This is a genomic window from Streptomyces coryli (assembly GCF_011044975.1).
GTDB lineage: Bacteria > Actinomycetota > Actinomycetes > Streptomycetales > Streptomycetaceae > Streptomyces > Streptomyces coryli.
The window spans coordinates 1-12,866 of the sequence record NZ_JAAKZV010000046.1 but is presented as its reverse complement, the minus strand read 5'-3'; the positions used below and the strand labels follow the sequence as shown (position 1 = coordinate 12,866).

Genomic DNA, 12,866 nt, shown 5'->3' with positions numbered 1-12,866 from the left:
CCGATGCCAAGCCGCCCGCCGCCCGCCGTCCACCGCCCTCAGTCCTGCTTCTCCCCGCTCGCGAATCGCGAGATGACCAGCGCGACGATGATGATCGCCCCATTGATGAACTGCGTCCACAGCGCAGGCACCCCACCCAGCGTCATCACGTTGATGACCAACTGCAGCGTCAGCACGCCGGTAAGCGCCCCGAACAACGTCCCCCGACCACCCCGCAAGCTGATCCCGCCGATCACCGCAGCCGCGAAGACCTGGAAGATCCACCCATTTCCCTGATTCGCGGAGACCGACCCGTAATGCCCCGTGTACAGGACACCCGCAAAGGCGGCCAGCATGCCGCCCACGCACAGCACCACCCACGTGATCCGGTCCACCCGGATTCCCGCGGCCCGTGCTGCCTCCGGATTGCCGCCGATCGCGTACAGCGCCCGCCCGTGCCGGAAGTACCCCAGCACCACACCACCGATCGCGAAGAGCCCCAGGCACAGCCATACAGCCGCCGGCACCCCCACCCAATCCGCCCGTCCCAGATACGCGAACGAGTCCGGGACCGTCACGATCGACTGGCCCTCCGAGATGCCGACATGCAAGCCGCGCAGCATCGTCAGCATGCCCAGCGTCGCGATGAAGCCGTTCACCCGTAGCTTCAATATCAGGAAGCCGTTGAGCAGGCCGATCAAGCCGCCCACCGCCAGGCACACCGGCACCGACATCCACGACGGCAGCAGTTCGAGTCCCGTGAAGCGGCCGCTCGCCGGCAGTACCAGCCACAGCGCGATGACCGGCGCCACGCCGATCGTCGACTCCAGTGACAGGTCCATCCGGCCGCTGATCAGGATCAGTGCCTCGCCGAGCACCAGCAGGCCCAGCTCGGTGGACTGCTGCACGACACCGATCAAGTTGTCGGACGTGAGAAAGGCCGGTGACACGATGAAGCCGATGACGCCGAGCACGAAGATGACCGGCACCAGCGAGAAATCCCGCCACCGCGCGAAGTCCAGGTCGAATTCCATTCCCGCGACGCGCAGTTGCGGCCCGGTCGGCGGCGTCTCCTTCTCCACGCGATCCGCCGTATCGGTCATGACTCCTCCGTCTTTCCGGCCGCAACGCCGTCTCCGGCGCCGGGCACAAAGCCTTCCATCGCCGCGACCAGCTCCCGGTCGCTCCAACCGCTCCCGAACTCCGCCACCGTCCGCCCGTGGAACAGCACCAGCACCCGGTCGCACACCCGCAGGTCGTCCAGTTCGTCGGAGACGATGACGGCCGCGGCACCTCCGTCCGCCACTCGCCGTACGACCCCCAGCAGCGCGTCCTTGGACTTCACGTCCACCCCCGCCGTCGGCCGGATCGCCACCAGCACGCCCGGATCCCGCGCCAGCGCCCGCGCGATCACGACCTTCTGCTGATTGCCGCCCGACAGACCGGTGACCTCCTGTCCCGGGCCCGACGTCTTGATGTCCAGCGAGTCGATCATTCCCTGCGCGAATTCCCGGGTACGGGACGGGAGTACGGTCCCGTACGGGCCGAGCTGGTCGGCCACCGTCAGGGTCGCGTTCTCGGCCACGCTCCGGGTGAGCACGAGCCCCTGCCGGTGCCGGTCCTCCGGTACGTAACCGATGCCGGCCTCCAGCGCGTCCGGGACGCTCCCGGTGCGCACCGCGCGCCCGCCCACGCTGATCCGGCCGCCGTCCGGCGCGCGCATGCCGACGAGGGTCTCGCCGATGGCCGTGTTGCCGCTCGCCGCCGCGCCCGCGAGGCCGAGCACCTCGCCCGGCCTGACCGCCAGGTCCACCGGCTCGTACGCGCCCGCCAGCGCGAGCCCCTCCGTCCGCAGCACCGGCTCCCGCTCCTCCACCGGCTCGCCCGCCTGCGATACGAGCGCCGCCGAGGCACCGTCGGCCACCGCCCCCTCCCCCGTCATCGCCGCCACCAGCTCCGCCTTCGGCAGCTCGGCGACCGGCGCGGTGACGATGTGCCGGGCGTCGCGGTAGACGGTGACGGTGTCGCAGAGCTCGTAGACCTCCTGCAGGTGATGCGAGATGAACAGGAACGCCACCCCCTGCTCCTGCAGTTCGCGCAGCTTCGCGAAGAGCCGCTCGATGCCGCCCGCGTCCAGCCGCGCCGTCGGCTCGTCGAGGATGATCAGCCGCGCCCCGAAGGACAGCGCCCGCGCGATCTCCACGAACTGCCGCTGCTCGACGCCGAGATCCTTCGCCCGCTCCCCCGGCTCGACGTCCACGCCGTACTCGGCGAGCAGCTCCCGCGCCCGTGCGCGCAGCTCGCGCCAGCGGATGGGCCCCGTACCGGGGAAGCGCCCCAGATACAGATTCTCGGCCACGGTCAGATCCGGCACGATCATCGACTTCTGGTAGACGCAGGCGGCCTTGGCGCGCCAGGCGGAAGTGTCCCCGTACGGAGGTGCCGGCTCCCCGCCGAAGGTGACGGACCCGGCATCAGGTCGCGCCATTCCCGTCAGTACGGACACGAGCGTGGACTTTCCCGCGCCGTTGCGGCCGACGAGGGCGTGGGCCTCGCCGGGGCGCACGGTCAGGTCCACGCCGTCGAGTGCGGTGGTCGGGCCGAAGCGTTTGACGACGCCTTCGGCCCGTACTGCTGCGTGCATGGTCCGCCTAACTGTCACTTCTCGAGCTGATTGGCCCAGAGCTTCGGGTCGTCGACGTTGTCCTTGGTGACGAGCGGCGCGGGCAGCTGGTCCTCGAGGCCGTTCGGGATCTTCACGATCGTCGAGCCGTGGTCGGTCTTGCCGGGCTTGAACTTCTTGCCCTTGAGGGCCTGCTGGGCGTAGAAGAGCGCGTACTTGGCGTAGAGGTCGGCCGGCTGCGAGACCGTGGCGTCGATCTGGCCCTTCTTGATGGCGTCGAACTCCTGCGGGATGCCGTCGTTCGACACGATCGTGATGTGGCCGTCCTCGCCCGCCGGCTTCAGCAGCTTCTTCTGCTTCAGCAGCGAGAGGGTCGGCTGCAGATAGACGCCACCGGCCTGCATGTAGATGCCGTCGATGGTCTTTTCCTTGGCGAGGACGCTCTGCAGCTTGGCGGAGGCGACATCGCCCTTCCACTCGGTGGCCAGCTCGAAGACCTTGATGTCAGGGAACTTGTCGTCCATGCAGCTCTTGAACGCCTGCGACCGCTCACGCCCGTTGATGGAAGCGAGGTCGCCCTGGAACTCGACCACCTTGCCCTTCCCCTTCAGCTGCTTGCCGAGGTATTCGCAGGCCTTGGTGCCGTACGCCTTGTTGTCGGCGCGTACGACCATGTAGACGTCGCCCTTGTCGGGGCGGGTGTCGACGCTGACGACCGGGATGTCCTTGTCCGCGAGCCGGTCGAGGGTGGAGGCGATGGCGCCGGTGTCCTGCGGGGCCATGACAACAGCTTTCGCGCCCTGATCCGTGAAGGTCTGGACGTTGGCGACCAGCTTGCCGATGTCGTTCTGGGAGTTGGTCACGGGCAGCGCGGAGACGACGCCGTCCTTGACGCCCTTGTCGATGTACTGCCGGTAGGAGTTCCAGAAGTCGCTGTCCGTACGCGGCATGTCGATGCCGACCTTGCCGGACGCGCCGCCGCCCTTGCCGTCGTCGCTGCCGCGGTTGCAGCCCGCCAGCGCCGTCACTGCCAGCAGCACGGCGCAGCCCGCCGCGGCGGTGCTTCGGAGGGTTCTCATCGGGTGGCTCACTTCCCCTTGGTGGTCGGGTGTTCCGCCGGACCGGCCGGATTGCGACGGCCGGGGATTCATCGGAGGCCTGACATTCATCCGATGTATATCCGCGGTCCCGGGTCAACGTCCAGAGGCGTGCACGGGGGATGCGGCCCCGGGTGGGGAAGGCTCTAGGCTGGGGCCGCACGCGACGGCACGGAAAGGGAGGCACTGGGTGATCGAGCTGGAGGGGGTTCCCGAGCTGGTCGACCCGGTCATGATCTGCGCCTTCGAAGGCTGGAACGACGCGGGCGACTCCGCGTCGGCGGCCGTTGGCCACCTCGACCGGGAGTTCAAGGGAGAGGTGTTCGCCGCGCTCGACGCGGAGGACTACTACGACTTCCAGGTGAATCGTCCGACGGTGTTCCTCGAGGACGGCGTCCGGAAGATCACTTGGCCGACCACGCGACTGTCGTACGCGCGCATCCAGGACTCGAACGGCAAGGGCAAGGCCCGCGACTTGGTGCTCGTCCGCGGCATCGAGCCGAGCATGCGGTGGCGCTCGTACTGCAATGAGCTCCTGGGCTTCGCCCACGAGTTGGGCGTCGAGATGGTGGTGCTGCTGGGCGCGCTGCTCGGCGATACGCCGCACACCCGGCCGGTGCCGGTGAGCGGCGTGACATCGGACGCGGATCTCGCGGAGACGATGGACCTGGAGGAGACCCGCTACGAAGGCCCGACGGGCATCGTCGGCGTCCTGCAGGAGGCGTGCACACATGCCGGGGTGCCGACGGTGTCGCTGTGGGCGGCGGTCCCCCATTACGTATCGCAGCCTCCGAATCCGAAGGCCACGCTGGCGCTGCTGAACCGCCTCGAGGACCTGATCGACGTCCGCATCCCGCTGGGCGAACTCCCGGAGGACGCGCGGGCGTGGCAGCTGGGGGTGGACCAGCTGGCGGCGGAGGACAGCGAGGTCCAGGAGTACGTGCAGTCGCTGGAGGAGGCGCGGGACACGGCGGAGCTGCCGGAGGCGTCGGGCGAGGCGATCGCCCGCGAATTCGAGCGGTATCTGCGCCGGCGGGACGGCGGGCCTGGGCAGGCGGGCCCGTACTTCCGGGATCCGGGGCCGAGCACGTCGGAGAAGGACGAGGGCCGGGAGTCGGACGAGGACGAGTAGCCCCCGCCCGTCTCTCACACAGAACGCCACCGCCCGCCCGCTGCACACAGCAGTGGGCGGGCGGGTGGGTAAGAACCGCTACAGCGCGACCCCCAGCAGCGCGTCCACCGCACGCGACACCAGACCGGGCGCTCCCGCATCCGTGCCGCCCGACTCGATCTGCAGCGCCGCCCAGCGATCCACCGCCGCCAGCGCCGCCGGCGCGTTCAGATCGTCGGCCAGGGCCGCCCGCATCTCCTCCACGCAGCCCTCCGCAGCGGCCCCGTCCGGCCGGGACACCGCCGCGCGCCAGTGTGCGAGTCGCTTCTCGGCGTCCGACAGCACAGACGCCGTCCACTCCCAGTCCGCCCGGTAGTGATGCGCCAGCAGCGCCAGCCGGACCGCCGCCGAGTCCACGCCGTCCCGCCGCAGTTGGGATACGAAGACCAGGTTCCCCTTGGACTTCGACATCTTCTCGCCGTCAAGGGCGACCATCCCGGCGTGCACATACGACTTCGCGTACGGGAACTCCCCCGTCAGCGCCTGCGCGTGCGACGCCCCCATCTCGTGGTGCGGGAAGGCGAGATCGGACCCGCCGCCCTGGACGTCGAAGCCCATCCCGAGGTGCTCGAGCGCGATGGCCACACACTCGATGTGCCACCCCGGCCGGCCCTCCCCCAGCGAGGCGCCGTCCCACGAGGGCTCGTTCTCGCGCGCGGCCTGCCACAGCAGCGGGTCCAGCGGGTTCTTCTTCCCGGCCCGGTCCGGGTCGCCGCCCCGCTCCGCCGACAGCATCCGCATCGCGGCCGCATCAAGGCCCGACACCGCACCGAAGTGCGGGTCCGCCTCGACCGAGAAGTAGACATCCCCTTCGAGGTCGTACGCGGCACCGGCCGCCCGCAGCCGCTCCACCAGCGGCACGATCCGCGGTATGGCCTCGACGGCGCCCACGTAGTGCTTCGGCGGCAGCATCCGCAGCGCCGTCATGTCCTCGCGGAAGAGCGCGGTCTCCCGCTCCGCCAGCTCGGTCCAGTCCTCGCCGTCGCGGATCGCCCGCTCCAGCAGCGGGTCGTCGACGTCGGTGACGTTCTGCACGTAATCGACCTGGTGCCGCTTGTTGTCCAGCCAGACCCGCTGGACGAGGTCGAAGGCGTTGTACGTCGCCGCGTGCCCGATGTGGGTCGCGTCGTACGGCGTGATGCCGCAGACGTACAGGCGGGCGACGGGGCCGGGCTCAAGCGTCGTGAGCTCGCCGGTCGCGGTGTCGTGGATCCTCAGGTCCTTGCCGGCGCCAGGGAGCGCGGGGACCTCGGAAGCGGGCCAGGCATACATGCTTATGAGCCTAACCGCCAGGTAGTGGGGCTTACACGTCGGACCTCGGCCTAGATCGGCGGCCAGGGGATGGCCGGCCAGTTTCCGCTCGGCTCCGGGTGCCGCCCCGTCGCGAGCAGCGCCGCCAGCCGCTCCCGTACGGCCACCAGCTCGGCCGCCGTGATCAGCTCGGCCAGCCGGGTGGCGAGCGCGGCGCCGTCGTCCAGCTCGCCCGCCAAAGCGCGCAGCACCACCGTGATCTCCTCCGGCAGCGGCTCCCCCGCCCAGCCCCACAGCAGCGTGCGCAGCTTGTCCTCGGCGTTGAAGGTCACCCCGTGGTCGATCGCGTACAGCCGGCCGTCCGCGGTCGGCAGCAGATGGCCGCCCTTGCGGTCGGCGTTGTTGATCACCGCGTCCAGTACGGCCAGCCGCCGCAGCCGCATGTCGTCGGCGTGCACCAGCAGCGCCGTACGACCGGGCCCCACTTCGGCGAAGCCGACCGCCTTCCAGCCCTCGCCCGGCTCCTCGCCCTCGACCAGGGCGAGCAGCTCACTGCCCGGGCCCTCCTCGGCGGTGTCGATCCACAGCTGGCACATGCCCTCGCCGTACGGCCCGTCCCGCAGCAGCGTCGGCGGGACCAGGTTCCAGCCGGTCGCCCGCGACATCTCGTACGCCGCCACCTCGCGCTGCGCGAGCGTGCCGTCGGGGAAATCCCAGAGCGGGCGCTCGCCCGCCACCGGCTTGTAGACGCACTCGGCCTTGGTCTCGCCGTCCGCGACCGTGCACAGCAGCGCCGAGTTCGACGACTCGCGGATGCGGCCGACGACGGTGAGCTCGCCGCGCCGCAGCAGCTCGGTCGTCTCGGGTGCCGCCGGGTCGGGGCTCACTCCCCCCGGCGGTATCCGTTCTGGCGCGGACATACGTGTCCCTCCGGGTCGAGCGGCAGGCTGCACAGCGGGCAGGGCGGGCGGCCGGCGTTGACCACCTCGTGGGCGCGCTTGGCGAAGGCCCGGGCCATCTGGCCGGTGAGGTGCACCCGCAGCATCGGCGGGCCGTTCTCGTCGTCCTGCAGCAGCGCCTCCTCGGCGGCCGCCAGGTCCTCGTCGGAGTCGGCGTCCAGCTCGACCAGAGCCTGCGCTTCGACGATCATCCGCTCCGCGTCGCCGTCCCAGGCCAGCGCCATGGTGCCGACCCGGAACTCCTCCTCCACGGGATTGTCCAGCGGCGCGCTGTCACTCAGCTCCGAGGGCGCCACGGCGGGGACGGCGGTGGAGCCGCCGGTGCGCCGTACCACCTCGTCCAGCAGCTCATCGATGCGCTCGGCGAGCGCCTGCACCTGGGCCTTCTCCAGCGCGACGCTGGTCACCCGGGTGCCGCTCGACGCCTGCAGATAGAAGGTGCGGCGACCGGGGAGACCTACCGTGCCCGCGACGAAGCGGTCCGGCGGGTCAAAGAGGTACACCTCACGAGGCACGTCCTGCTCCGATTGCTCGTCGTACTCGTCTACGTGTCGTTGTCACTCGGCTTACTGGCTCAGCCACCCTACTGCGCCCGTCGATCACGATGTGCCGGCCCCGCCGCCGACGGCCGCATCCGACTCGCCGCCCTCCTTGGGGCCCTCGTCCGCGGGTGCCAGGCCCGCCAGTTCGCCCGTATCGCCGACGCGGACCACGAACGGACGTATCGGCGTGTAGCGCACGGCGGAGACCGAGCAGGGCTCGACGGAGATCCGCTGGAAGAGGTCCAGGTGCAGGCCGAGGGCGTCGGCGAGCACGGACTTGATGATGTCGCCGTGCGAGCACATCAGGTAGACGGCGTCGGCGCCGTGCTCCGCCTCGATCCGCTCGTTCCAGTCCCGTACCGCCTCGACCGCCCGCGCCTGCATCGCGCGCATCGACTCGCCGCCCGGGAATGCCGCGGCCGAGGGGTGCACCTGGACGGTGCGCATCAGCGGCTCCTCGGCGAGCTCGGCGAGCTTGCGGCCCGACCATTCGCCGTAGTCGCATTCGCTGATCCGCTCGTCGGTGTGCACGGGGGTGCCGGGGAGCGCGGCGCGCAGCGGCCGCAGCGTCTCCTGGCAGCGCTCGAGCGGGCTGGAGACGATCGCGGAGAGCGGAATGCCGCCGAGCCGTACGGGCAGCGCGGCGGCCTGCTCGGTGCCGCGCTCGTCCAGGGGCACCCCGGGGGTGCGCCCGGCGAGCACGCCCCGGGTATTGGCGGTGGACCGGCCGTGCCGGAGAAGGAGCAGGGTGGGCATGGCAGCCAGCGTACGACGGCGGGCGTGGCGGCCGGGAAAGCGGAAAGATGAGCAGTGTGATCGTTGACTGCGCGCTGTACCGGGAGGGCCGCCGCACAGGCGGCGGCAAGGCCGACTTCGCCACCGCTTACGCCGCGGCGCTCACGGACCCGGACGCGTTCGTGTGGCTCGGGCTGTACGAGCCGACCGGCGAGGAGTTCGACACGGTGACGCGGCAGGTGCGGCTGCACCCGCTCGCCGTCGAGGACGCCCTCTCCGCCCACCAGCGGCCCAAGCTCGAGGTCTACGACGACACGCTCTACCTGGTGCTGAAGCCGGTGCTGTACCACGAGCGGACCGACACGGTGGAGGTCTGCGAGATCAGCGTCTTCATCGGCGACTCCTTCGTGATCACCGTCCGGCACGGCACGGCCAACCCGCTGGGCACGGTGCGCGCCCGCCTCGAGCAGGATCCGCACGTGCTCGTGCACGGCCCGACGGCGGTGATGTACGCGGTCAGCGACGCCGTCGTCGACAACTACCTGGACGTGGCGGACGACCTGCACAACGACCTGGAGCACGTGGAAGAGCAGGTCTTCGAGCCTGGCGGCGGGACCGGCAACAACGGCCGTAACCACAGCCAGAACACCGCCGCCCTGATCTACAACTTCAAGCGCCAGGCCCTGGAGTTCCGCCGCGTCACCGCCGGCCTGGCCGAACCGATGCAGCGGCTCGCGGGCGCGGGCGTGCCGCATGTGCCCGAGGGCGCGCGGCCGTTCTTCCGCGATGTCGGCGACCATCTGACCCGCGTCACCGACCATGTGGAGTCCATCGACCGGCTGGTCACGGACGTCCTGCAGGCGCATCTGGCGCAGACCGGGGTGCGCCAGAACGACGACATGCGGCGCATCTCGGCATACGCCGCGATGGCCGCCGCGCCCACGGTGATCGGATCCGTGTACGGCATGAACTTCGTGCACATGCCGGAGCTGAAGTGGGTGTGGGGCTATCCGGCGGTGCTGACGCTGATGGTCGTGGTGGTCGGGCTGCTGTACCGCTTCTTCAAGAAGCGGGGCTGGCTGTAGCGGGCCTTAAGCGGGACCGGCTGCAGCGGGCCTTATGCGGGCACCTGCTCGGCCGCCGGGGGCGGTCCGCCGAGGGCGTTGCGGTGCTCGGGCATCTTCAGCTTCACCATCCGCCGCCAGCCGCCGGACCGCTCGTAGCCGTAGACGCCGGCGATGCCCGCGCTGACGGCGGCGCGCTTCGCGCCCGGCCACTTCAGGATGCCCGCCATGTGCTGCATCACCGCATGGCTGACGTCGCGGTAGATGCGGATCTCGGCGAGCGCGGACTCGCGCAGCGTGCGCTGGATGAGGCGGGCGTGCCCGGCCTTGGAGAGGTTCAGCAGCTCCTCGTTGCAGTACGCGAGGTGGTTGTCCTCGTCGTGGGAGATCATGCGCACCGCGCGGCCGACGTCCGGGTGGTCGCCGAAGAGCTTCAGCAGCAGCTGCATCTGCTCGCTGGCGCGCTGCTCGGTGACCCGGCTGTGCGCCAGGTAGACGATGATGTCGCGCTCGCTCAGCTGGTCGTCGCGGCGCAGCTGGTCGTGGGCCAGGCCGATGCCGATGCCTTCCAGGAGCATCGTGTAGTCGGTCTCGCCGGGGACCGTGACGGGCTCCAGGCCGCGCTTCTTCATCAGGGCGTTGAAGATGCGGCCGTGCTTGTCCTCGTCGGCCCCGTGGCGGACCACCTTGGGGGCCAGCTCGCGGTACGAGTCCGGGACCAGGGTGGCGATGCGGGCGTTCTCCCAGCCCCCCTGCGCCTCGCCTGCGGCGGCGATCGAGCAGAAGAGCCGGAAGGCTTCGTCGTCGTCGAGGATCTCCTGGTAGATCGCCTTGGCCGAGAGCATGCGCTGCCTCCTTGCGGTGCACAACATCTACCCGAATGTCGAGTCAAATACGGTGTGCCGCAAGGCGCAACAGGCCGGGAAGCGTACTCCGCCAAAAGGACGAAGCCGTAACCGATCCGGCGATGGCGCGTTGAGCTGGGTGACGGCCGTGGCGGGGAAGACCCCCCGAGCCCCCACCACGGCCGCAGACTTCCTCCCCCAGGCTCCTTCGCCGGCTTTACGCCACTCCGGCGCGCTCCAGCGCCTCCACCCCCGCGCGCAGCCCGGCGAGCCGCTCCTCCAGCGAGAATCCGGCCGGGGCCAGCGACAGCGTGGTGACGCCGGCGGCCGCGTAGGCCTGCATCCGCTCGGCGATGCGCTCGACCGGGCCGAGCAGGGTGGTGGAGTCGATCAGCTGGTGCGGCACTGCGGCCGCCGCGCCCTCCTTGTCGCCGGCCAGGTACTTCTCCTGGATCTCGGCGGCCTCCTTCTCGTAACCCATGCGCTGCGCCAGCTGGTTGTAGAAGTTCTGCTTCTTGCTGCCCATGCCGCCGACGTAGAGCGCCGTGTACGGGCGGAACTGGTCGCCGAGCGCGCGCGGGTCGTCGCCGACGGCGAGCGGGACGGTGGGCACGACGTCGAAGCCTTGAAGACCCTCGCTGTCCTTGCCGGCCTTGGCGCGGCCCGCCCGCAGGTGGGTGAGGGTGGTCTCCTCCGCGTGCTCGGGGGCGTAGAAGATCAGCAGCACGCCGTCGGCGATCTCGGCGGTCTGCTCGAGGTTCTTCGGGCCGATGGCGGCGATGTAGAGCGGGATCTGCTCGCGCACCGGGTGCACGATGAGCTTGATCGGCTTGCCCGGGCCGCCGGGCAGCGGCAGCGTCCAGTGCTCGCCCTCGTGGGTGAGGCGCTCGCGGCTCATGGCCTTACGGACGATCTCCACGTACTCGCGGGTGCGGGCGAGCGGCTTGTCGAACTTCTGCCCGTACCAGCCCTCGGAGACCTGCGGCCCGGACACGCCGAGGCCGAGGCGGAAGCGGCCGCCGGAGAGGCTGTCGAGGGTGGCCGCGGTCATCGCGGTCATCGCCGGGGTGCGGGCCGGGATCTGGAAGATGGCGGAGCCGACGTCGATGCGCTCGGTCTGGGCGGCCACCCAGGAGAGCACGGTGGCGGCGTCGGAGCCGTAGGCCTCGGCGGCCCAGCAGACGTCGTAGCCGAGGCGGTCGGCCTCCTTGGCGACCGCGAGATTGTCCGCGTCCATGCCGGCGCCCCAGTAGCCGAGATTGATGCCGAGCCGCATGCGCACCCCTGTTCCTTGCCATTGCTTACCAGTGAGTAACGTTTCCTCCGGCGGACTCTAGCGCGCCCGGCGGGGCCGCGTCAGGGGTCATCGGAGAGGGAGTTGTCCACAGGGCGGCGCGGGGCGGGGCCCCGGGCCAGTAATCTCAGCGGACATGGAGCTCAGGCATCTCGGCCGTACGGGCCTTCGCGTGTCCCGGATAGGACTCGGCACCCTCACGTGGGGGCGGGACACGGGCGAGGGCGACGCGGCGGCACAGCTGAAGACGTTCTGGCAGGCGGGCGGCACGCTCGTCGACACGGCGGACGTGTATTCCGACGGCGGCGCGGAGTATCTGCTCGGCCGGCTGATCGGCGATCTGGTCCCGCGCCGCGACCTCGTCATCGCCACGAAGGCGGGCAGCGTGCCCGACCCGCACCGGCGCTTCGACGGCTCGCGCGGCCATCTGCTGGCGGCGCTGGACGCGTCGCTGGAGCGGCTGGGCACGGACCACGTGGATCTGTGGCAGGTCCACGCCTTCGACTCCGCCACGCCGCTGGACGAGACGCTGCAGGCGCTGGACATCGCGGTGGCGAGCGGGCGCGCGCGGTATGTAGGGGTGAGCAACTTCTGCGGCTGGCAGCTGGCGAAGGCGGCCACCTGGCAGCAGGCGGCCGCGGGCCGGACGAAGCTGGCGTCGACGCAGATGGAGTATTCGCTGCTGCAGCGCGGCATCGAGCGCGAGGTGCTGCCGGCGGCCCTCGACCTGGGCGTCGGCCTGCTGCCGTCGTCCCCGCTGGGCCGCGGCGTCCTCACCGGCAAGTACCGCCACGACGAGCTCCCGCCCGACTCCCGCGGCGCCTCCGAGCACATGGCGCCGTTCGTCGCCCCGTATCTCGACGAGGACGCGAGCCGCATCGTGGACGCGGTGGCCACGGCGGCGGACGGCCTCGCGGTCTCCCCGCTGGAGGTGGCGCTGGCCTGGATCCGCGACCGCCCCGGTGTCACCGCCCCGGTAATCGGCGCGCGCAACGCCGAGCAGCTCTCCGCGGCGTTGTCAGTGGAGGGCCTTACGCTTCCAGTCGAGATCTGCCAGGCGCTGGACGACGTATCAGCGCCGCTGCACCGCTATCCGGACCAGGACTGGAGCACGCTGTGACCGAACCGACCGAGCCGCCCGAGGAAGCGGCCCCGGCTGCCACCCCGGACGACACGCGGGAGCCGGGCGCGGAGAGCGCTGACGCGGGGGCGCGGGGTGGGGTCGTGGCGGAGGAGGAGGCGCAGGGCGAGGCTGCGCCGGTCGACGGCGAGGAGCCGCTAGGCGGTGGGCGGGCGTCCCACGGGG

General features: G+C 70.8%; 13 protein-coding genes. 4 read left to right on the top strand and 9 right to left on the bottom strand.

The genetic code is table 11. The annotated features are described in order from the left end of the window. Positions 1 to 38: 38 nt before the first annotated feature. Genes G5C51_RS13390 through G5C51_RS13380 form a run of 3 tightly spaced genes read right to left on the bottom strand, consistent with a single transcriptional unit; the run spans position 39 to position 3,681 of the window. On the bottom strand, positions 39 to 1,082 hold the full coding sequence (locus G5C51_RS13390) for an ABC transporter permease (protein WP_206313782.1): 1,044 nt from the start codon (positions 1,080 to 1,082) through the stop codon (positions 39 to 41). Further along, positions 1,079 to 2,623 carry a sugar ABC transporter ATP-binding protein gene (locus G5C51_RS13385; protein WP_165236804.1) on the bottom strand — a complete coding sequence of 515 codons (1,545 nt, stop codon included), beginning with the start codon at positions 2,621 to 2,623 and terminating at the stop codon, positions 1,079 to 1,081. The genes G5C51_RS13390 and G5C51_RS13385 overlap by 4 nt, the downstream gene beginning before the upstream one ends. Positions 2,624 to 2,637: 14 nt before the next feature. Beyond that, a complete protein-coding gene (locus tag G5C51_RS13380; protein WP_165236802.1) occupies positions 2,638 to 3,681 on the bottom strand; it encodes a sugar ABC transporter substrate-binding protein in 1,044 nt (347 codons plus the stop codon). Positions 3,682 to 3,889: 208 nt separating this feature from the next. Here G5C51_RS13380 and G5C51_RS13375 point away from each other — a divergent pair, with 208 nt between their 5' ends. Next, complete coding sequence (locus G5C51_RS13375) at positions 3,890 to 4,831, top strand: PAC2 family protein (RefSeq protein ID WP_165236800.1); 942 nt, start codon at positions 3,890 to 3,892, stop codon at positions 4,829 to 4,831. Positions 4,832 to 4,909: 78 nt separating this feature from the next. Here the strand turns inward: G5C51_RS13375 and mshC are convergent, their stop codons facing one another. From mshC to G5C51_RS13355, 4 genes are all read right to left on the bottom strand, one after another. Continuing rightward, entirely contained in the window at positions 4,910 to 6,142 is a 1,233-nt protein-coding gene (mshC, locus tag G5C51_RS13370) for a cysteine--1-D-myo-inosityl 2-amino-2-deoxy-alpha-D-glucopyranoside ligase (RefSeq protein WP_165236798.1), read from the bottom strand. A gap of 50 nt (positions 6,143 to 6,192) precedes the next feature. Further along, positions 6,193 to 7,041, bottom strand: coding sequence for an SCO1664 family protein (locus tag G5C51_RS13365; protein WP_165236796.1), 849 nt, complete (start codon positions 7,039 to 7,041; stop codon positions 6,193 to 6,195). Further along, positions 7,005 to 7,595: a DUF3090 family protein gene (locus tag G5C51_RS13360; protein ID WP_165236794.1), complete on the bottom strand. Its 591-nt coding sequence runs from the start codon at positions 7,593 to 7,595 to the stop codon at positions 7,005 to 7,007. The genes G5C51_RS13365 and G5C51_RS13360 overlap by 37 nt, the downstream gene beginning before the upstream one ends. 84 nt (positions 7,596 to 7,679) lie before the next feature. Further along, positions 7,680 to 8,378 carry a histidine phosphatase family protein gene (locus G5C51_RS13355; RefSeq protein WP_165236792.1) on the bottom strand — a complete coding sequence of 233 codons (699 nt, stop codon included), beginning with the start codon at positions 8,376 to 8,378 and terminating at the stop codon, positions 7,680 to 7,682. 47 nt (positions 8,379 to 8,425) lie between these two features. Between G5C51_RS13355 and corA the strand changes: the two genes are divergently transcribed. Next, positions 8,426 to 9,442, top strand: coding sequence for a magnesium/cobalt transporter CorA (gene corA, locus G5C51_RS13350; RefSeq protein ID WP_165236790.1), 1,017 nt, complete (start codon positions 8,426 to 8,428; stop codon positions 9,440 to 9,442). A 32-nt stretch (positions 9,443 to 9,474) separates the two neighbouring features. Here corA and G5C51_RS13345 read toward each other — a convergent pair whose 3' ends face one another. Both G5C51_RS13345 and G5C51_RS13340 read right to left on the bottom strand, forming a co-directional pair. Continuing rightward, complete coding sequence (locus tag G5C51_RS13345; RefSeq protein ID WP_165236788.1) at positions 9,475 to 10,266, bottom strand: ferritin-like domain-containing protein; 792 nt, start codon at positions 10,264 to 10,266, stop codon at positions 9,475 to 9,477. Positions 10,267 to 10,483: 217 nt separating this feature from the next. Then, complete coding sequence (locus G5C51_RS13340; RefSeq protein ID WP_165236786.1) at positions 10,484 to 11,542, bottom strand: LLM class F420-dependent oxidoreductase; 1,059 nt, start codon at positions 11,540 to 11,542, stop codon at positions 10,484 to 10,486. Between the two features lie 154 nt (positions 11,543 to 11,696). Here G5C51_RS13340 and G5C51_RS13335 point away from each other — a divergent pair, with 154 nt between their 5' ends. Then, positions 11,697 to 12,680, top strand: coding sequence for an aldo/keto reductase (locus tag G5C51_RS13335; RefSeq protein ID WP_165236784.1), 984 nt, complete (start codon positions 11,697 to 11,699; stop codon positions 12,678 to 12,680). Next, on the top strand, positions 12,677 to 12,866 hold a 190-nt coding region (locus tag G5C51_RS13330; RefSeq protein ID WP_206313781.1), incomplete at its 3' end, for a hypothetical protein. The genes G5C51_RS13335 and G5C51_RS13330, both read left to right, overlap by 4 nt.

Coding starts and splice junctions, on each gene's coding strand:
- G5C51_RS13345 (WP_165236788.1), bottom strand. CDS start 10,266: ATGCTCTCGGCCAAGGCGATCTACCAGGAGATCCTCGACGACGACGAA.
- G5C51_RS13355 (WP_165236792.1), bottom strand. CDS start 8,378: ATGCCCACCCTGCTCCTTCTCCGGCACGGCCGGTCCACCGCCAATACC.
- G5C51_RS13385 (WP_165236804.1), bottom strand. CDS start 2,623: ATGCACGCAGCAGTACGGGCCGAAGGCGTCGTCAAACGCTTCGGCCCG.
- G5C51_RS13340 (WP_165236786.1), bottom strand. CDS start 11,542: ATGCGGCTCGGCATCAATCTCGGCTACTGGGGCGCCGGCATGGACGCG.
- mshC (WP_165236798.1), bottom strand. CDS start 6,142: ATGTATGCCTGGCCCGCTTCCGAGGTCCCCGCGCTCCCTGGCGCCGGC.
- G5C51_RS13335 (WP_165236784.1), top strand. CDS start 11,697: ATGGAGCTCAGGCATCTCGGCCGTACGGGCCTTCGCGTGTCCCGGATA.
- G5C51_RS13380 (WP_165236802.1), bottom strand. CDS start 3,681: ATGAGAACCCTCCGAAGCACCGCCGCGGCGGGCTGCGCCGTGCTGCTG.
- G5C51_RS13365 (WP_165236796.1), bottom strand. CDS start 7,041: ATGTCCGCGCCAGAACGGATACCGCCGGGGGGAGTGAGCCCCGACCCG.
- corA (WP_165236790.1), top strand. CDS start 8,426: ATGAGCAGTGTGATCGTTGACTGCGCGCTGTACCGGGAGGGCCGCCGC.
- G5C51_RS13390 (WP_206313782.1), bottom strand. CDS start 1,082: ATGACCGATACGGCGGATCGCGTGGAGAAGGAGACGCCGCCGACCGGG.